Raw genomic sequence first — 20130 nt, 5'->3', positions numbered from 1 at the left:
ATTAGTGGAAGAATCGCTGTACCCTGCTGAACACGGGTTTTAGTCGGGACCGGAGATAATGAGAATATAAATTTTCAGATATGCAGAGAAATAATCCGAACCATACCGCAGAAAAGCACAATAATTCCGCATAATTAATGTGTTCGCCAAAGATCATGATGGCAAGTAAAAACTGTAAAGACGGCTCTATATATTGAGCAAGCCCGGTCACAATCAGCGAAGTGTGATTTAGTGCGATGGCAAATAATACCAGCGGAATAATTGTCACCGGTGCCGTCATAATATATAAAAAGAAGGGCGTATCGGAAGATATCATCGGTCCGGAATCACTAAAAATAAAAATCAATAGTGAGACAGGCAACGCCCACAACGTTTCTATCGTTATCGATGTCATGACGTCATAATGTATAAACTTTCGCGCCAGGCCGTATAGCGCAAACGAGAGTCCCATGGTTAGCGCCAGTGCCGGAAAATGCCGTAGCATGATAATTTGAAAGGTCAGTCCGCAGATGCCGGAAAAAACCGCGATGGCTTGAAATAAGGATAGTTTTTCTTTAAGAAAAATGCATCCCAGTGCAATAACAAATAGCGGATTTATAAAATAGCCGAGACTGGCATCAAGTACCAAATGATGGGTGAGCGCATAAATAAAGGATGACCATGAGACGATCATCAAGAGTCCGGCGATCATGCAGAAGAAAAAGGATTTTTTATCTTTCCAGACCTCATTAAACCGCGTTCGGTGACGAAATAATAATCGTACTATCAGTAATAATGGAATCGACCAGAAAACCCGGTATATCAATATTTGTGCAAGATTACCTCCTGATAAATACTGGTAATATAAAGGTGTTAACCCCCATAATATAAATGCCAGCACAACAAATATGGGGCCGTTACGCAGATATTTTTCCACTTATCTCTATCCTGTTATAACACCACCCGATGCGTATGAGTTTTCTGATCCTCCTGATACGCTAAATCGGCTGGTTTTATTTACTGTAAGATTTCACGCCGTTTTAACATGAAGTCTAACACTGTTATTTCATGCTGATAGCTGATAAATATCAAAAGAAGCGTTATCAGGGAAATCTGGCACAGGCAAGTAATAAAGTGACTGGATTATTTTATCTGGATATATGCTAAATAATCTGTATTGCTACCAATACACCTATAATGTGAAACAAGATGGATATCCTTTGACAGCGTCGGACGCGCTGCCAGGCAACAGAATATTTCGATATGATAACGTTATTTCAGTGCTCACGCGCCGCGGCAACGATCGCTTCGTTCAGCGCGTTTAGCCCCTGACTGCGCGAAGCGCTAAGTTGGGTGCGTAAGCCCAGCTCATCAAACAACACCAGCGGTGAGCGCGCCTGCAATTCGCTGGCGCTTTTCCCGTCCACCGCGGTGAGCAATACGGCCAACAGACCACGAACAATGCGCCCCTCGCTATCGCCGAAAAAGTGCATTGTTCCGTTGGCTGACCGGGTAAAGCCCAGCCAGACGCGGTTCTCGCAGCCGGCTATCTCTTTCGCCTGCGCTTTGAGTTCGTCCGACAGCGCGGGAAGTTGTTTTCCTAACAGAATCAGCTGACGATACTTATCTTCCCACTGTGTCAGCGGGAGAAAAATAGCGCGTAACGTCTCTTCCGTTATCGTTGTGCCGAACGGATGCCCGGCATAAACAGGGTTTGTCATTAATCCACCAGCAGTTCCAGCGCACGGTCAACGGCATTAACCAACGCATCGACATCATTTTGACTATTATACGGCGCAAAGGAGGCGCGTAAAATACCCGTTACGCCAAGTTCCGCCAGTAATGGCTGAGCACAATGTTGCCCGGCCCGGAGCGCGATACCGGATTCCGCCAGCAGCGTGACCATATCACTGTGGTGTATGTCGACAAACTCGAAAGCCAGCAGGCTGGAGTCCTGGCAGCGAAACGAACGAAAGCCTGGCCGTTTCGCCAATGCAACTTCTGCCAGTGTCGCCAGGCCCCGGCTCCAGTTTTCAGCCTGTTCAATATCGACGTCGGACAACCACTCCAGCGCGGCGCTCAGGCCAATGACGCCGGCGACGTTAGGTGTTCCCGCTTCCAGCTTCCAGGGGGCGCTTTGGGTGGTGAAACCATCAAAGCTGACGTCACGGATCATCTTGCCGCCGCCAAGCCAGGGCGACATGGCCTCAAGGAGCTCGGGCTTACCGTATAATACGCCGATACCGGTCGGGCCATACAGTTTGTGGCCGGAGAAAGCATAAAAATCAATATCTAACTGCTGAACATCCGCCGGAAAGTGTACTGCGCCCTGTGCGCCATCCACCATCACCACCATTCCCGCCGTATGAGCGACGCTGATAGCGCGAGCGATATCCGGACAACCGCCCGTTACGTTCGACATCTGCCCCAGCGCCAGAATCCGACTGCGCGACGTGATCAGTTCCGGCAGACGCTCAACATCAGGAAGACGCAGGTCATTAAGCGGCAGTTTTATGACCTGCGCGCCGGTTTGTTGCGCCACCATCAGCCAGGGCACAAGGTTGGCGTGATGCTCGGCGACACTAACGATAATTTCATCGCCGGGGCACAGACGAGGACGGGCGTAACATTGCGCCACCATGTTGATCGCTTCGGTGGTGCCGCGTGTCCAGACGATACTTTTTTCATCGGGCGCGTTTAACAGTCGCGCTGCTTTTTCTCTGGCGGCTTCATATTGCGCTGTCAGGCGCTGCGCCTGTGCAAACTGGCTGCGATGAACGTTACCGGCGCTCAAACTATAAAACTGGTGCGTGGCGTCAATCACCGCCTGCGGTTTTAATGCCGTGGCGGCGCTATCGAGATAAGCACCCGCATCGGTTAACGCGGGGAACTGCGCGCGAAACTGTGTAGGATTAAAAGCGTTCATGTTATTCCTCGGTTTAGTTAACCGATCGTGGCGTAAAAGCGTGGCTGATACAAGGTTTGTCCTAACCATCGGAATCGTCTGTATATCCTGGCGAATTATGTAAAGGAGGTTATGCTGAATAATGTTAGGCGAATGTTTAAGCCTGTTACGGAGTCCGCTTTAAATAGCACAAACAGCTTTAAGGAGAAGAAGATGAAAAAGACTGCCGCAATTATCTCTGCATGTATGCTGACTTTTGCCCTGAGCGCCTGTTCCGGTCCTAATTACGTGATGCACACCAATGACGGACGTAGCATTGTGACCGACGGTAAACCCCAGACCGATAATGATACCGGTATGATTTCGTATAAAGACGCTAATGGCAACAAACAGCAGATCAATCGTACTGATGTGAAAGAGATGGTGGCTCTGGAAGACTAACCGTTTGTTATGCAAAAAAAAGCACCGCAATATGGCGGTGCTACATTAATCACTATGGACAGACAGGGTAAATGTACAGGAAGTGAAAAAGGGTAGCTTCGCTACCGTGGTCTGAATCGCAGACCAATTGCAAACACAACAACACAACATCACAACCGTAAGCCAAAAGCCCATCAGAACACGCATTCCGACAAAACTTTTCGTTCCGGCTCAGGAAGTGCCGCCACTATAGGTATTTGCTGGTAGAACCTCAACGGACAATTTATAATGTCTCAGATTAAAAAAACTAATAGGTTACATGGTGTTGCCTAATTGTTAAATTCATTCGACATTAAAGTCCTGAGGCCATGTCAAAACGATTACCTCCTTTAAATGCGCTGCGCGTTTTCGATGCTGCCGCACGCCATTTGAGTTTTACGCGCGCAGCGGAAGAACTTTTTGTGACGCAGGCCGCAGTAAGCCACCAGATCAAGTCACTTGAGGATTTTTTGGGGCTAAAACTGTTTCGTCGCCGCAATCGTTCGCTGTTGTTAACGGAAGAAGGCCAGAGCTATTTCCTCGACATTAAAGAGATATTTTCCCAGCTTACTGAAGCGACGCGTAAGCTCCAGGCGCGTAGCGCCAAAGGGGCGCTAACGGTGAGTTTACCGCCCAGTTTTGCGATTCAGTGGCTGGTGCCCAGACTCTCTAGCTTTAACTCAGCTTATCCGGGAATTGATGTCAGGATACAAGCCGTTGACCGTCAGGAGGATAAACTGGCTGACGATGTCGATGTCGCGATTTTTTATGGTCGTGGAAACTGGCCGGGCTTGCGCGTCGAAAAATTATACGCAGAATATTTACTGCCCGTCTGTTCTCCTTTATTACTCACAGGCGAGAAACCGTTAAAGACGCCGGAAGACCTGGCAAAGCATACGCTATTGCATGATGCGTCCCGGCGTGACTGGCAGGCCTATACGCGTCAGTTGGGACTCAACCATATTAATGTTCAGCAAGGACCGATATTTAGCCATAGCGCGATGGTGCTACAGGCGGCTATTCACGGCCAGGGGATCGCGCTGGCGAATAATGTGATGGCGCAGTCTGAAATTGAAGCCGGACGGCTGGTGTGTCCATTTAACGATGTGCTGGTGAGTAAGAATGCTTTTTATCTGGTTTGTCATGACAGTCAGGCAGAACTGGGTAAAATAGCCGCCTTCCGTCAGTGGATTTTGGCGAAGGCGGCGACGGAGCAAGAAAAATTCCGTTTTCGTTACGAACAATAATTAACTTAGGGTATGACCATGACCAGCCGTTTTATGCTGATTGTCGCCGCTATCAGCGGTTTTATTTACGTTGCTCTGGGTGCGTTTGGGGCGCATGTTTTGAGTAAAAGCCTTGGCGTGGTTGAAATGGGCTGGATTCAGACCGGCTTGCAATATCAGGCGTTCCATACGCTGGCGATATTTGGTCTGGCGGTGGCGATGCAGCGACGTATCAGCATCTGGTTTTACTGGAGCAGCGTTTTTCTGGCGTTGGGTACCGTGCTGTTTAGCGGCAGCCTGTACTGCCTTGCGCTGTCGCATTTGCGCCTGTGGGCGTATATCACGCCTGTCGGCGGCGTCAGTTTCCTGGTGGGCTGGGTGCTATTGCTGATTGGCGCTATTCGAATGAAACGTAAGGGCGCCAGTCATGAATAAAGTTGTCTTGCTCTGCCGTCCGGGGTTTGAAAAAGAGTGTGCCGCAGAAATTACCGACAAAGCGGGGCGACGGGAGATATTTGGTTTTGCGCGTGTAAAAGAAAATGCGGGCTACGTTATTTATGAATGTTACCAGCCGGAAGATGGCGAAAAGCTGATTTCTGAACTGCCATTCAGTTCGTTGATTTTCGCTCGCCAGTGGTTTGTGGTTGGCGAACTGCTTCAACATTTGCCGCCGGAAGACAGGATTACGCCGATCGTCGGTTTGTTGCAGGGCGTAGTGGAAAAGGGGGGCGATCTGCGGGTTGAAGTCGCTGACACCAATGAAAGCAAAGAACTCATGAAGTTCTGCCGCAAATTCACAGTGCCGCTGCGCGCGGCGCTACGTGAGGCGGGGATATTAACGAGCTATGAAACGCCTAAGCGCCCGGTAGTCCACGTCTTTTTTATCGCGCCTGGATGCTGCTATACCGGTTATTCGTTCGCGCATAACAATTCACCGTTTTATATGGGCATTCCCCGCTTGAAATTTCCGTCCGATGCACCGAGCCGTTCAACGCTGAAACTGGAAGAGGCGTTCCATGTTTTTATCCCGGCAGATGAGTGGGATGAACGTCTGGCGAACGGCATGTATGCGGTGGATTTGGGCGCTTGTCCCGGTGGCTGGACTTACCAGTTAGTGAAACGCAACATGTGGGTCTACTCCGTTGATAACGGCCCGATGGCGCAAAGCCTGATGGACACCGGGCAGGTGACCTGGTTGCGTGAGGATGGCTTCAGGTACCGTCCGAACCGGAATAATATTTCGTGGATGGTCTGCGATATGGTGGAGAAGCCGGCTAAAGTCACCGCGTTAATGGCGCAGTGGCTGGTAAACGGCTGGTGTCGGGAGACGATTTTTAACCTTAAATTGCCGATGAAAAAACGCTATGAAGAGGTGTCGCATAATCTGGCGTATCTCCAGGCGCAGCTGGATGAGCATGGCGTGAATGCGCAAATTCAGGCGCGCCAGCTGTATCACGATCGTGAAGAGGTAACGGTACACGTGCGTCGCTTGTGGGCGGCCGTTGGTGGCCGTCGCGACGAGCGTTAAAACGTATTGGGCCTTAATCAGTGCCGGATGGCGCGATGCTTATCCGGCCTACACGTCGTGCCGTTCTGTCGGCCCAATAAGGCGTTCGCACCGCCCTCTGGCAACAAAACTACCGCACGAGCCGCAGTTGCTGAAAGTTCCCGTCAATATGTAAATCGGTTTGCAGGCGTGCGATATCACGGCAGAGATATGCCATCTCTTTATGGGTTTCAAGTTTCTTACGCCACTTTTCTGGCACTTCATCCAGACGGGCGTAAATTCCCTCCAGGTTCTGAAACTGAACCAATAACTGGGTCGCGCTTTTGGGACCAATACCGGCGACGCCAGGAATTTTCGAACTACTGATCCCTGCCAGGCCCCAGTAATCCGGTAACTGCCGGGGAAGAACGCCAAACTCTTTTTCAATAAACGGCGCGTCCAGCCATCGTTTCTGGAAATAGTCTCGAATGCGAAGCGTCGGAGAAAGCAGCTGGCAGTAACCTTTATCAGTTGAGACGATGGTAGCCTGGTGCCCGGCTTCGGTGACTTTTACCGCCAGCGTCGCCGCCAGATCATCTGCTTCATTACCGTCTGATGCCCAACAGCGCACGCCGCGTTGCTCAAATCCGGCGCGCAGGACAGGCATTTCATTATGCAGATCGTCAGGCATCGGTGGGCGTCCTGCTTTGTAGTCCGGCAAACGCTGATGGCGCCAGCCGCTGCTGCGCGCGTCGTCATCAAATACCGCTACGGCATGGGTTGGCTGACAGTGGATAATCAATTGTTCAAGCGCGTATTGGCAGGCTTCCACGCAGGGCGACCCCTGAACGGCGTGAATACGGCGAATCAAATTTAACGCGTCGACAATAAGCAAATGAGCTGCCACGGTGTTCTCCCTTACAAACCTGACTGTAGGGTAACACTGGCGAAGAAGCGAGGCTAATGTCAGGTATCAACGTTTTGCCGGATGGCGCCGCGTTGATGCTTATCTGGTCTACGAATGACAACCGTACTGTAGGCCCGGTAAGCGTTGGCGCTACCGGGCAATGAGAAGCGATTAATCGCAGGTAACAATCTTCATCGCCAGACCGCCGCGTGAGGTTTCACGATACTTGGCATTCATATCTTTACCCGTTTCGTACATAGTCTCAATCACTTTATCGAGGCACACTCGCGGCTCGCTGGTACGGCGCAGCGCCATACGCGCAGCGTTGACCGCTTTGACCGAGGCAATGGCGTTACGCTCAATACAAGGGACCTGTACCTGGCCGGCAACCGGATCGCAGGTCAGGCCGAGGTTATGCTCCATGGCGATTTCTGCGGCGATGCATACCTGTGCCGGGCTGCCGCCCAGTAGTTCGGCCAGACCCGCCGCCGCCATTGAACAGGCGACGCCGACCTCTCCCTGACAACCCACTTCGGCGCCAGAAATAGAGGCATTCATCTTGTACAGAGAGCCAATCGCGCTCGCCACCAGCATGTAGCGCGCCAGTGAGTTAGCATTTACTTCGCGGATAAACTTGTCGTAGTACGCCAGCACCGCCGGAACAATACCGCATGCGCCGTTAGTTGGCGCAGTGACCACGCGTCCGCCTGCGGCATTCTCTTCATTCACCGCCAGCGCGAACATATTGATCCAGTCAACGACCGCCATCGGATCGGTAGTGGTCTTATCCTGGCTGACCAGCATTCGACGCAGTGCTGCCGCGCGACGCGGAACGCGCAGTTTACCCGGTAATACGCCCTCCGTAGTGATGCCGCGTTCAATACCGCTACGCATCACCTCCCAGACTTTGGCGAAGTGCTGCTCCAGCTCCTCTTTGCTGTGCAACGCCAGTTCATTTTGCATCATCAGACCGGAGAGCGACAGGCCCGTTTCCTGACAGTGGCGCTGTAAATCCGCAGCGGTTTTGTAAGGATACGGTACGTTAACGGGTTCGCTATTTGGCAAACCAAAGTGTTCTTCATCGACGATAAAGCCGCCGCCAATGGAGTAGTAGGTTTGGCTGTAAAGAACCTTATCGCCCGCCAGCGCCGTAATGCGCATTCCGTTCTCATGCAGAGACAGATTGTCGGTATGGAAATTCATGCATTTATCGACCGGAAATTCGACTTCATGCTGTCCATTGGCCAGCAGTAAACGCCCATGGGTGTTTACATCCTGGATAAAGGAAGGAATGGCGTCGATATCGACGGTGTCCGGCAGATTCCCCGCCAGGCCCATAATAATGGCGATATCGGTATGATGGCCTTTACCTGTCAGTGACAGAGAACCATAGACATCTACCACGACGCGGGTGACATCGGTGAGAATATGGCGGGCAATCAGATCATCCGTGAACTGCTTGCCGGCTTTCATTGGTCCGACGGTATGTGAGCTGGAAGGACCAATGCCGATTTTGAAAATATCGAATACGCTAATCATAGGGCATCCATTGCGGTTGTATCATAGAGAAGCGCCGCGATAAGCGGCGCTAAAGAACTTAGCTGAACAGGGAGTAGAAGATAGCGGAGATAGCAATCAGACCCATCACCACAACGAAAACGTTGCTGATATGACCGCTGTACTTACGCATCGCCGGTACTTTCTGAATAGCATACATCGGCATCAGGAACAGGATCATCGCGATAATCGGACCGCCCAGGGTCTCAATCATCCCCAGAATGCTGGGGTTCAGCGTCGCCACAATCCACGTGGTAACCAGCATGAACAACGCGGTAATTTTGTTCAGTTTATTGATTTCGATGGATTTACCTTTACCACGCAGCGATTTAATCACCATTCCGTTAAAGCCTTCACGCGCGCCCAGGTAGTGACCGAGGAAGGATTTGGTAATTGCGATCATCGCAATAATCGGTGCCATCCAGGCGATGATCGGCGCATTAAAGTGGTTCGCCAGGTAAGACAGAATAGAGATGTTCTGCTCTTTGGCCGCCGCCAGATCTGCCGGTGTCAGGCTCAGGACGCAACTGAAGACGAAGAACATCACAGTCAGCACCATCATGATGTGGGCGAAGGCCAGAATTTTAGAACATTTTTTCTCGGCGCCTTGACCGTATTCTTCACGTTTCGCAACGGCGAAAGAAGAAATGATCGGCGAGTGGTTGAAGGAAAACACCATTACCGGAATCGCCAGCCACAGGGTCATCCACAGCCCGTTACCGGTAGAAGCCGCCGAATCAAAAGACAGAGTTTCCAGCGCTGCGCCATTCCACTGAGGGATCAGGTACAAAGCCAGCAGCATCAGAGCGGCGACGAACGGAAATACCAGAATACTCATCGCTTTCACAATCATCTGCTCGCCGAAACGCACGATGGTCATCATGCCGACAATCAGAATCAGGGACAGAATCGCACGCGGCGGTGGATTGATCGCTAACTGGTGAGTCAGGAAGCTTTCCACGGTATTAGTGATGGCGACACTGTATACCAGCAGAATGGGATAAATAGCGAAGAAGTAGAGCAGAGTAATCAGCTTACCTGCGCCGATACCGAAGTGTTCCTCAACGACTTCAGTGATGTCTTCGCCCGGATTTTTACCGGACAGCACGAAGCGGGTCAAACCACGGTGTGCGAAAAAGGTCATCGGGAAAGCAAGAATCGCCATAATAATGAGCGGAATCATTCCGCCGACGCCTGCGTTGATTGGCAGGAACAGTACGCCCGCGCCGATAGCCGTGCCGTATAGGCCCAGCATCCACATGGTGTCCGTCTTGCGCCATGCGCTTCGCGAGTCAATCGAAGCAATAGTGCTGGTCTGAGTGGTTTCCATCTGTTTCTCCTGGAGGATGCAAAAAATCAGGTTGCTGGTCTAATCCAATGAAAAAAGACCTGATCGTAAAATGAAATCTGCTTAGGGACGCTTTTTATATAATTTTTCGCCGTAATAATTTTCGGGCGGAAAGATACATTTAAGTGGTGAATGTATCAGTGATCGCGATCTCAAATGCAATAATCGGCTTTTTATGTGGATAAATTTGGACCATTAATCTATTAAAAAAACGTCATAACGAATTTCCGGGCGCGAAGGCTACCATTAACGATATAAGGCCGGAAAGATCGGGGCGCAAGATACGGAGGTTACGCTATAAAAATCAAGGTTTTTAGGGGATTATGATGATGAATAAGAGTATAGCCCGATAAATTGTGGTCTACGGAGCGATGTAAACGTTTGCCTGGTGATGTTTTTATGGTAAACCATAAATGGTATTAATAAAATGATGCTGGCTATGCCTCTGATGCCAAACATAAAAAATAGATAGCTGCCACGAGCGCCGTACCAGGATGAAAGGAATCTGTGAAGCACCCGGCTGCTGGCGGCAACCGGGCATAAGCGTTAAGCGCAGATCTCGTAACAGGGGATGTAAGCGGAACCCGGTAACTTCATACGATGCTGTGCGACGAATCCCTGTAGCAGATCGTCCATGCGACGCATCATCTCGCGATCGCCGTGGATTTTATACGGGCCAAACTTTTCAATGGCGCGTATCCCGACTTCCTTCACGTTACCCGCAACGATACCGGAGAAGGCGCGGCGCAGGTCGGCCGCCAGAATCTCAACCGGCTGATCCGGGTACAGTTTCAGGTTTGCCATGTTTTCATGCGACGGTACAAACGGCACCTGAAGATCCGGTGAAATACGAATCGACCAGTTAAAGCTATAGGCGTCGCCAGTATCGCGACGATTCTCTTTCACCAGCGGCATTGCTTTCTTCATCAGGCGCGCTACCTCTGCCGCATCGTCAATGATGATACGGTAGTGACGGCGGGCCGCTTCGCCCAGCGTATGCGTAATAAACTCATCCAGCACGCGGAAGTAGTCGGCGCTCTCTTTTGGTCCGGTCAGGATCAGCGGCAGCACCTGATTCTTATTGGCCGGATTCATCAGAATGCCGAGCAAATAGAGCAGTTCTTCCGCTGTCCCTACGCCGCCGGGGAAGATAATAATACCGTGTGCGATACGAACGAACGCTTCCAGGCGTTTTTCGATATCCGGCATGATAATCAGTTCGTTCACCAGCGGGTTCGGTGGCTCAGCCGCAATAATGGAAGGCTCAGTCATGCCGATAAAACGGCTGTCTTTATAACGTTGCTGTGCGTGGCCAACCGCCGCACCCTTCATGGGCGCTTCCATCGCGCCCGGGCCGCAGCCTGTGCAGATGTTCAGCTCGCGCAACCCCAATTGCGTACCGACGCGACGGGCGTAAAGGTACTCATTTTCGTTAATGGAGTGACCGCCCCAGCATACCACCATGTTTGGCGCTTCGCCGACGTGCAATGCGCGGGCGTTGCGCAAAATGGAAAACACCAGATTGGTAATATGTACTGAGCTTTCCAGATCCAGATGCTGGAATCGTCCGGCATTATGGATCTGCCCATTCACAAAAAGAATGTCCCGCAACACTGCGAACAGGTTAGCCTGTAGCGCACGGATGATCCGCCCGTCAACGAAGGCGTCTTCAGGTGGGTTAATTAATTCCAGCTTCACGCCGCGCTCGCGGCGCAGTACGTTGATATCAAAACTTTCAAAGCGAGACAGCAGCTCTTTACTGTTGTCGGTCAGGCTGCCGGAGTTAAGTACGGCAAGTGAACAGTTACGAAACAGTTGATACAGGTCGCTACTGGCCGTGCGTTTCAGCATGTCCACTTCCAGTTGCGACAACATATCCATTGAGCCAAGCGGGCTAATATGTGTAATCAAGTAAACTCCTTATGGGACGCAACACGCCATTCCCTGTTGATTACAATAGCCCTGGCTTATGACCTTTCACAACCTTACATACGCAATCCGGTACGCAAAATTGACAAAAAAGATTACTGACGCGCCAGCCTGCCTGTGGCGGGCACAAAATCGGTATTGCTGCGCCACGGGTTAATATCCAGTCCGCCGCGGCGGGTATAACGCGCGTAAACGCTGAGGGTTTCTGGCTGGCAGAAGCGCAGAATATCATTGAAAATGCGTTCCACGCACTGCTCGTGAAATTCATTATGATGACGGAAGGAGACCAGATAGCGCAGCAGTTTTTCCCTGTCGATTTTGCGTCCGCGGTACTGAATTTGTATCGAGCCCCAGTCCGGTTGGTGGGTGATCAGACAGTTGGATTTTAACAGATGGCTGACCAGCGTCTCTTCTACCCGCCCCTCGCCGTTGGCCGCATGTTGCAGATAGTCAGTAGTAAACTGGTAGCTGTCGATACTGATATCCTGATTGTCAATACAGGTGCCCTGGAAATGGGCGACAGGTTGTCCTTCCAGTTCATCAAGACGGTATAACTTCACGCTAACGTTGCCCTGCGCGCAGGCGCGCAGATCGCGCTCCAGCGTCTGGCGCACTGTCTCCCAGGTGTCAAAGCGCGTCTGGTTAAGGCTGTTCAGATACAGTTTAAAGCTTTTGGATTCAATTAAATTAACGCTGGTGTAATCCAGTTCGACATGGCCAACGGCGACCTGAGGCAGCCCATGGCTGTTAAGCCAGGAAAGTTCATATAATGTCCATATGTCTGCACCGTGGAACGGCAGACTGTCCGCTTTTAATCCGAGCGGGTCGCGATTCAAACTGCGTGGCACGCCCTGCAGCAGGCTGGCGTCGTAATTATCCCGGTAATTCGTTGATTTTCCGAGAGTCAGGCCATCAAGCGCCTGATGGTTTTCATAAGAAGACATGTTTCACCGTCATAAACCAGATACACTATACGCCAAGTGTATCCTGGCTTTTATGAAGAGAGAAACTGGTGGACGAACTGACAGTGCAGGCGCTGAAAGCCTTTACGACGCGTTACTGCGATGCGTGGCAAGAAAAACACGGTAGCTGGCCGTTAAGCGAAGAATTGTATGGCATACCTTCTCCATGCATTATTTCTTCAACCCGCGATGCCGTTTATTGGCAACCGCAGCCTTTTGAGGGCGAGGAAACGGTAAACGCGGTTGAACGTGCCTTTGATATTGTGATACAACCTGCGCTCCACGCGTTTTACACCACGCAGTTCGCTGGCGATATGCCTGCGCAGTTTGCGAATGAAAAGCTTACGCTACTGCAAACCTGGAGTCAGGATGACTTTCGGCGTGTGCAGGAAAATCTGATTGGTCACCTGGTTACGCAAAAGCGGCTTAAGCTTTCTCCCACGCTTTTTATTGCGACGCAGGAAAATGAGCTCGAGGTTATCTCGGTCTGTAACCTGTCTGGTGAAGTGATTAAAGAAACGCTGGGTACCCGCAATCGTACCGTCCTTGCCGCAACGCTTGCGGAATTTCTTACGCAACTTAATCCTCTTCTGTAATCGTTTGCCCTGGCAGGTGTGAGAGATCTCTTACAAGGTCTGTAGGAGATCGCCAGGATATCAGAGAATACTTAGCCCCGCCTTCCTTACATAAGCCTATATAAATCAATCTATTAAAAGTTTGGCGCTTACTTTCATATGAAAATTTACTTAAGGTATCGTCTGTAAGCGTCTTGTAAGACAAGGTGAAACAGGCGATTCTATCTTCGTCGACAAGGAGTCGCACAACGAAGCGAACGTCAGGATGATGGCGCTTCTGCAGGACACACCGGGAAGGTGTTACAAGGAAAGGCTTCAGGATGAAGCAAAGTGGAAAGCGCAGGATGTGTTAAAGGACACCTCCAGGACGGAGAACGAGAGCCGGTCAGGATGTTCGGCGGGTCTGGATGACCAGGGACGCTTCAGGATGAAGCTATCACATCAGGGCGATGTGTGCAGGATGCAAACGTTCAGGATGAGCAGGCCGCAAGGTCACAGGAAAAGTTGTCACGGATGAGCAGGGAGCATGAAAAGTAGCTGGAATGCTGCGAAACGAACCGGGAGCACTGTTTACACAGTGCTCCCTTTTTTTTGTTATCCTTCGCGCCAGATTTTCATCATTGAGGTTTTTAATATGACGACCCATGACCGTGTGCGCCAGCAGTTACATGCGCTTGAAACGCTGCTGCGCGAGCATCGCCACTGGCGGCTGGATGCACCGCAGGCCCATCTGTTTACCAGCACGCAGCCGTTTTGTATGGATACAATGGAACCGCTGGAATGGCTGCAATGGGTGCTGATCCCGCGTATGCATACTTTGCTTGATAATGCACAACCGCTACCTGAGGCTTTTGCCGTCGCCCCTTATTATGAAATGGCTCTGACGGCGGATCATCCGCAGCGGGAAGCGATCCTGGCGGTGTTGCAGGATCTGGATGCGTTATTTGCTTGTGATAAATCCTGATGCTGGAGATTCTTTATCAGGACCCGTGGTTGGTTGCCGTTAATAAACCCGCAGGCTGGCTCGTTCACCGCAGTTGGCTGGATCGCGACGAAAAAGTGGTGGTCATGCAAACGGTACGCGACCAAATCGGCCAGCATGTTTTTACCGCTCACCGTCTCGACAGGCCCACTTCGGGCGTACTGTTGATGGGGCTTTCCAGCGACGCAGGACGCCGCCTGGCGCAACAGTTCGAACAGCACCGCATCCATAAACGCTACCATGCCATTGTCCGCGGCTGGCTGATGGATGACGCGGTGCTGGATTATCCGCTGGTGGAAGAACGGGATAAAATCGCTGATAAGTTTGCGCGCGAGGATAAAGCTCCCCAGCCGGCCGTAACGCACTATCGCGGGCTGGCGACGGTTGAAATGGCGGTACCGACCGGGCGTTATCCTACCACGCGTTATGGCCTGGTTGAGCTGGAGCCGAAAACAGGACGCAAACACCAACTCCGTCGCCATTTGGCGCATCTGCGTCATCCTATCATCGGCGACAGTAAACATGGCGACTTGCGGCAGAACCGCAACGCGGCAGAACATTTTGACTGTCGTCGCCTGATGCTTCATGCCAGTCGGCTTGAGCTGGTGCATCCCTTCACCGGGCAACCATTGATTATTCAGGCCGGGCTGGATGAAACCTGGATGCAGGCGCTTACCCAGTTTGGCTGGCGGGGACTTCTCCCTGGCAATGAAAGGGTTGAGTTTACGACGGCGTCCCGGCAGGATGAGTCTCATCAGGCATAATTCAGGGAGACAGGCATAATGGCGGAAATTGGTATTTTTGTCGGTACGATGTATGGCAACTCACTGTTGGTGGCGGAAGAGGCGGAAGCGATCCTGGCCAGACAGGGTCATAGTGCGACCGTGTTCGAAGATCCTGAACTGTCCGACTGGCTGCATTATCAGGACAAGGTTGTGTTGGTTGTCACCTCGACAACCGGGCAGGGGGCGCTGCCGGACAGTATAGTGCCGCTTTTTCACGGTATTAAAGATACGTTAGGCTTTCAACCAAACCTGCGTTACGGCGTGATTGCATTAGGCGATAGCAGTTACCCCAATTTCTGTAATGGCGGCAAGCAGTTTGATGCCTTGTTGCAGGAGCAAAGCGCGCAACGAGTGGGAGAAATGCTATTGATTGATGCCAGCGAACATCCGGAGCCAGAGAGCCAATCCAACCCCTGGGTAGAAAACTGGGCAACGTTACTTGCCTGAGGTAAATCCCTCCCCCTACCGGGAGGGTACCTTTGCATTTGATTGCGTTGCCAGTAAGCAAAGTAACAACCTGTACATAGTTTAAAGAAACTGAATCGTGTTAGCTTTGTGCATCTGCCCGTAAAATAAGCGGTTTTTTACGGGCGTTTTCATGTAATCAAGCGACCTGTTTCACATTCTTCTCTTTTTATCCCTCCTGCGTCGGCACCTGACGCCTTCTGATTTCATTTCCGTGAAGTGGCTTCCACTGTCCTGGGCTTTTGCCATAAACGGGCGTAATTCATCGCCAAAATACTGTGGTGTTGCACGGTGAGTGTGCGTGGCTCGCTTTTTATACTTCTCCTGCCAGTGAATAAAAGAATGCAGCAGGCAAAGCAAACGACCTAATAAAAAGCTGCAACAAGGAAACGTCATCTCTGATTCCCTACCGGTTGTGCAGTTCAGAGTGAGCGTAGCTAACGCGAAATTTCAGGAGTGCAACAATGAGTTCATTAAGTCACGCGGCGAGCAGTGTGGAGAAACGCACGAACGCCCGCTACTGGATAGTGGTGATGCTGTTTATCGTCACGTCCTTCAATTATGGCGACCGCGCCACGTTATCCATTGCCGGCTCAGAGATGGCCAAAGATATCGGGCTTGATCCGGTAGGGATGGGCTACGTTTTCTCTGCATTTTCATGGGCCTATGTTATCGGGCAGATTCCGGGTGGCTGGTTGCTTGACCGCTTTGGTTCAAAGCGTGTTTATTTCTGGTCCATTTTTATCTGGTCAGTCTTTACCCTGTTACAGGGTTTCGTCGATATCTTTAGCGGTTTCGGTATTATTGTCGCCCTTTTTACGCTTCGCTTTCTGGTCGGTCTGGCGGAATCGCCTTCCTTCCCGGGCAACAGCCGCATCGTCGCAGCCTGGTTTCCGGCACAGGAGAGGGGGACAGCAGTCTCAATCTTTAATTCTGCCCAATATTTTGCCACGGTTATCTTTGCTCCCATCATGGGGTGGTTAACCCATGAAGTAGGCTGGTCTCATGTCTTCTTCTTTATGGGGGGGCTTGGGATCATCATCAGCCTGATCTGGTTGAAGGTCATCCACGATCCGAATAACCATCCGGGCGTGAACAAAAAAGAACTTGAGTATATTGCCGCAGGCGGCGCATTGATCAACATGGATCAGAAGAGCAGCGCTCAAAAGGTGCCCTTTAGTGAAAAATGGGGACAAATCAAGCAATTGATTGGCTCTCGCATGATGGTGGGGATCTATATTGGTCAATACTGTATTAACGCCCTGACGTATTTCTTTATCACCTGGTTCCCGGTTTATTTGGTACAGGCGCGCGGCATGTCGATTCTGAAAGCGGGGTTTGTCGCTTCGGTTCCTGCTGTCTGCGGTTTTATCGGTGGGGTATTGGGGGGCATTATTTCTGACTGGCTGATGCGTCGTACTGGTTCGCTGAACGTTGCGCGTAAAACGCCGATCGTGTTGGGGATGCTGCTTTCGATGGTGATGCTGGGCTGTAACTACGTCAACGTAGAATGGATGATCATTGGCTTTATGGCGTTGGCCTTCTTTGGCAAAGGTATCGGTGCGCTGGGCTGGGCAGTAATGGCGGATACCGCGCCGCGTGAAATTAGCGGCCTGTCCGGCGGGCTGTTCAATATGTTCGGCAATATTTCCGGCATCGTAACGCCGATTGCGATTGGCTACATCGTTGGCACGACGGGTTCCTTCAACGGAGCGCTGATCTACGTTGGCATACATGCGCTGGTTGCGGTACTGAGCTACCTGGTGCTGGTGGGCGACATTAAACGCATTGAACTGAAACCACTAAAGGGACAATGATGATGAATACGCAATCCAGCCCGATTATTACCGATATGAAGGTCATTCCGATTGCAGGGCATGACAGTATGTTACTCAACATTGGTGGCGCGCATAACGCCTGGTTCACCCGTAATATTGTCGTTCTGACAGATAACGCCGGGCATACCGGCGTAGGCGAAGCACCGGGCGGCGACGTCATTTACCAAACGCTAATGGATGCCATCCCCATGGTGCTGGGCCAGGAAGTGGCCCGACTGAATCATGTGGTGCAGCGGGTGCATAAAGGCAACCAGGCCGCTGATTTTGATACGTTTGGTAAAGGTGCCTGGACATTTGAGCTGCGGGTCAACGCGGTAGCGGCGCTGGAAGCGGCGCTACTTGATCTGCTGGGACAGACGCTTAACGTGCCGGTTTGCGAGCTATTAGGGCCGGGTAAGCAGCGCGATGCCGTGACAGTGTTGGGCTATCTCTTCTACATCGGCGATCGCGCCAAAACCGATCTACCGTATCTGGACAACACGCCGGGTCATCACGACTGGTATCGCCTGCGTCATCAGGAAGCGTTGAGCAGCGATGCGGTCGTGCGCCTGGCCGAAGCGTCGCAGGATCGCTACGGTTTTAAAGATTTTAAACTCAAGGGGGGTGTGCTGCCGGGCGAACAAGAGATAGCCACCGTCCGTGCGCTAAAAAAGCGCTTTCCGGAGGCGCGTATTACCGTTGATCCGAACGGTGCCTGGCGACTGGATGAAGCCATTGCGTTGTGCAAGGGGCTGAATGATGTGTTGGCTTATGCGGAAGATCCGTGCGGCGCGGAGCCGGGCTTCTCTGGCCGTGAAGTCATGGCGGAGTTCCGCCGCGCTACCGGGTTGCCGGTAGCAACCAATATGATAGCCACCAACTGGCGTGAAATGGGTCACGCGGTGATGCTCAACGCGGTAGACATTCCTCTTGCCGACCCGCATTTCTGGACCCTTTCCGGCGCGGTTCGCGTGGCGCAGTTGTGCGATGACTGGGGACTGACCTGGGGATGCCATTCAAACAACCATTTCGATATTTCACTGGCGATGTTTACGCATGTTGGCGCAGCGGCGCCAGGTAAACCCACCGCTATTGATACGCACTGGATCTGGCAGGAGGGCGACTGCCGCCTGACCAAAAATCCGCTGGAAATTAAAAATGGCGCTATTGCGGTGCCGGATGCGCCAGGACTGGGCGTGGAACTGGACTGGGAACAGGTGCAAAAAGCGCATGACGCTTATAAAAAGCTGCCTGGCGGCGCGCGTAATGACGCAGGCCCAATGCAGTATCTGATCCCCGGCTGGACGTTTGATCGCAAACGTCCTGTTTTTGGCCGTCACTAATTCTGAATAAGGACTTGATTATGAGCGCACAATTTACGACGCCTGTGGTTACTTCAATGCAGGTTATCCCGGTTGCAGGCCATGACAGTATGCTGATGAATCTGAGCGGCGCGCATGCCCCCTTCTTCACGCGAAACATTGTCATTATTAAAGATAACGCCGGTCATACCGGGGTCGGCGAAATTCCGGGCGGTGAGAAAATTCGCAAAACGCTGGAAGAGGCGATCCCACTGGTCGTGGGGAAAACCCTGGGGGAATATAAAAACGTTCTTACTGCCGTACGTAACCAGTTTGCTGATCGCGATGCGGGCGGGCGCGGTTTACAAACGTTTGATCTTCGCACCACTATCCACGTGGTAACCGGGATTGAAGCGGCAATGCTTGACCTGCTGGGGCAGCATCTGGGTGTCAATGTCGCCTCGCTGTTAGGCGACGGCCAGCAGCGCAGCGAAGTTGAAATGCTGGGTTATCTGTTCTTTGTCGGTAATCGTAAAGCCACGCCGCTGCCATATCAGAGCCAGACGGAGGAAAAATGTGACTGGTATCGTCTGCGCCATGAAGAGGCGATGACGCCGGAAACGGTAGTGCGTCTGGCGGAAGCGGCCTATGAAAAATATGGCTTTAACGACTTTAAACTGAAAGGCGGCGTGCTGGCGGGCGAAGAAGAGGCGGAATCCATCGTGGCGCTGGCGAAGCGCTTCCCGAATGCTCGTGTAACGCTGGATCCGAATGGGGCGTGGTCGTTGAATGAGGCGATCCAAATCGGCAAATATCTAAAAGGAACGCTGGCTTATGCGGAAGATCCGTGTGGCGCAGAACAGGGGTTCTCTGGCCGTGAAGTCATGGCGGAATTCCGTCGCGCGACCGGCTTGCCAACAGCAACCAATATGATTGCTACCGACTGGCGTCAGATGGGCCATACGCTGTCGCTGCAATCGGTGGACATCCCGTTGGCAGACCCACACTTCTGGACTATGCAGGGTTCTGTACGCGTGGCGCAGATGTGCCATGAGTTTGGCCTGACCTGGGGTTCTCACTCTAACAACCACTTTGATATTTCTCTGGCGATGTTTACCCACGTTGCAGCGGCGGCGCCGGGTAAGATCACGGCGATTGATACCCACTGGATCTGGCAGGAAGGCAACCAGCGTCTGACCAAAGAACCGTTTGAAATTAAGGGCGGTATGGTACAGGTTCCGGCGAAACCGGGTCTGGGGGTTGAAATTGATATGGATCAGGTAATGAAAGCGCATGAACTCTATCAGAAACATGGCTTAGGTGCGCGCGACGACGCGATGGGAATGCAGTACTTAATCCCTGGCTGGACGTTTGATAATAAGCGCCCTTGCATGGTGCGTTAAGTCAGAGCCGGTTCCGTAAAGGAGCCGGTACTTTTCTGGGTGTA

19 protein-coding genes are annotated in these 20130 nt (G+C 51.8%); 11 read left to right on the top strand and 8 right to left on the bottom strand.

Annotated elements, in window-relative coordinates; translation table 11 throughout:
- Nucleotide 1 precedes the first annotated feature (1 nt).
- From rarD to csdA, 3 genes are all read right to left on the bottom strand, one after another.
- Entirely contained in the window at nt 2-889 is an 888-nt protein-coding gene (rarD, locus tag SBG_RS13355) for an EamA family transporter RarD (RefSeq protein WP_162007804.1), read from the bottom strand.
- A 367-nt stretch (nt 890-1256) separates the two neighbouring features.
- Entirely contained in the window at nt 1257-1700 is a 444-nt protein-coding gene (gene csdE / locus SBG_RS13350) for a cysteine desulfurase sulfur acceptor subunit CsdE (RefSeq protein WP_000184349.1), read from the bottom strand.
- Entirely contained in the window at nt 1700-2905 is a 1206-nt protein-coding gene (gene csdA, locus SBG_RS13345; RefSeq protein WP_000991070.1) for a cysteine desulfurase CsdA, read from the bottom strand. The genes csdE and csdA overlap by 1 nt, the downstream gene beginning before the upstream one ends.
- Before the next feature lie 192 nt (nt 2906-3097).
- Here csdA and SBG_RS13340 point away from each other — a divergent pair, with 192 nt between their 5' ends.
- From SBG_RS13340 to rlmM, 4 genes are all read left to right on the top strand, one after another.
- Nucleotides 3098-3325, top strand: a complete 228-nt coding sequence (locus SBG_RS13340; RefSeq protein WP_000750392.1) for a YgdI/YgdR family lipoprotein — start codon at nt 3098-3100, stop codon at nt 3323-3325.
- Between the two features lie 347 nt (nt 3326-3672).
- A complete protein-coding gene (gene gcvA / locus SBG_RS13335) occupies nt 3673-4590 on the top strand; it encodes a glycine cleavage system transcriptional regulator GcvA (protein ID WP_000044409.1) in 918 nt (305 codons plus the stop codon).
- A gap of 18 nt (nt 4591-4608) precedes the next feature.
- Nucleotides 4609-5004 (top strand): DUF423 domain-containing protein, encoded by a 396-nt coding sequence (locus SBG_RS13330; protein WP_000203911.1) that lies wholly within the window; start codon nt 4609-4611, stop codon nt 5002-5004.
- The gene (gene rlmM, locus SBG_RS13325; RefSeq protein WP_001045540.1) at nt 4997-6097 is read left to right on the top strand and encodes a 23S rRNA (cytidine(2498)-2'-O)-methyltransferase RlmM; all 1101 of its coding nucleotides are present in this window, start codon (nt 4997-4999) and stop codon (nt 6095-6097) included. Before SBG_RS13330 ends, rlmM begins: the two co-directional genes overlap by 8 nt.
- 109 nt (nt 6098-6206) lie before the next feature.
- Here rlmM and xni read toward each other — a convergent pair whose 3' ends face one another.
- From xni to queF, 5 genes are all read right to left on the bottom strand, one after another.
- Nucleotides 6207-6962 carry a flap endonuclease Xni gene (gene xni / locus SBG_RS13320; RefSeq protein WP_000718852.1) on the bottom strand — a complete coding sequence of 252 codons (756 nt, stop codon included), beginning with the start codon at nt 6960-6962 and terminating at the stop codon, nt 6207-6209.
- Between the two features lie 171 nt (nt 6963-7133).
- Entirely contained in the window at nt 7134-8501 is a 1368-nt protein-coding gene (sdaB, locus tag SBG_RS13315) for an L-serine ammonia-lyase II (protein WP_000626390.1), read from the bottom strand.
- 58 nt (nt 8502-8559) lie between these two features.
- Entirely contained in the window at nt 8560-9849 is a 1290-nt protein-coding gene (gene sdaC, locus SBG_RS13310) for an HAAAP family serine/threonine permease SdaC (protein ID WP_000450464.1), read from the bottom strand.
- A gap of 564 nt (nt 9850-10413) precedes the next feature.
- Nucleotides 10414-11778: a nucleotide 5'-monophosphate nucleosidase PpnN gene (ppnN, locus tag SBG_RS13305; RefSeq protein ID WP_000628010.1), complete on the bottom strand. Its 1365-nt coding sequence runs from the start codon at nt 11776-11778 to the stop codon at nt 10414-10416.
- Nucleotides 11779-11891: 113 nt separating this feature from the next.
- On the bottom strand, nt 11892-12740 hold the full coding sequence (queF, locus tag SBG_RS13300) for an NADPH-dependent 7-cyano-7-deazaguanine reductase QueF (protein WP_000100476.1): 849 nt from the start codon (nt 12738-12740) through the stop codon (nt 11892-11894).
- Between the two features lie 68 nt (nt 12741-12808).
- Here queF and syd point away from each other — a divergent pair, with 68 nt between their 5' ends.
- The 7 genes from syd to gudD all read left to right on the top strand — a co-directional run bounded on the left by syd (nt 12809) and on the right by gudD (nt 20086).
- Nucleotides 12809-13354: a SecY-interacting protein gene (gene syd, locus SBG_RS13295; protein ID WP_000344034.1), complete on the top strand. Its 546-nt coding sequence runs from the start codon at nt 12809-12811 to the stop codon at nt 13352-13354.
- Nucleotides 13355-13967: 613 nt separating this feature from the next.
- Nucleotides 13968-14297, top strand: a complete 330-nt coding sequence (locus SBG_RS13285) for a YqcC family protein (RefSeq protein ID WP_015702993.1) — start codon at nt 13968-13970, stop codon at nt 14295-14297.
- On the top strand, nt 14297-15079 hold the full coding sequence (gene truC / locus SBG_RS13280) for a tRNA pseudouridine(65) synthase TruC (protein WP_000890020.1): 783 nt from the start codon (nt 14297-14299) through the stop codon (nt 15077-15079). Before SBG_RS13285 ends, truC begins: the two co-directional genes overlap by 1 nt.
- Before the next feature lie 18 nt (nt 15080-15097).
- The gene (locus tag SBG_RS13275; protein ID WP_000807734.1) at nt 15098-15547 is read left to right on the top strand and encodes a flavodoxin; all 450 of its coding nucleotides are present in this window, start codon (nt 15098-15100) and stop codon (nt 15545-15547) included.
- A gap of 482 nt (nt 15548-16029) precedes the next feature.
- Nucleotides 16030-17382 carry a galactarate/glucarate/glycerate transporter GudP gene (gene gudP / locus SBG_RS13270; RefSeq protein ID WP_000097020.1) on the top strand — a complete coding sequence of 451 codons (1353 nt, stop codon included), beginning with the start codon at nt 16030-16032 and terminating at the stop codon, nt 17380-17382.
- Nucleotides 17383-17384: 2 nt separating this feature from the next.
- On the top strand, nt 17385-18725 hold the full coding sequence (locus SBG_RS13265) for an enolase C-terminal domain-like protein (RefSeq protein ID WP_024135104.1): 1341 nt from the start codon (nt 17385-17387) through the stop codon (nt 18723-18725).
- 20 nt (nt 18726-18745) lie between these two features.
- Nucleotides 18746-20086, top strand: coding sequence for a glucarate dehydratase (gene gudD, locus SBG_RS13260; protein WP_001275831.1), 1341 nt, complete (start codon nt 18746-18748; stop codon nt 20084-20086).
- Nucleotides 20087-20130: the final 44 nt, after the last annotated feature.

This window comes from Salmonella bongori NCTC 12419, assembly GCF_000252995.1.
Taxonomy (GTDB): Bacteria; Pseudomonadota; Gammaproteobacteria; order Enterobacterales; family Enterobacteriaceae; genus Salmonella; species Salmonella bongori.
This window is presented reverse-complemented; position numbering and strand designations above follow the sequence as displayed.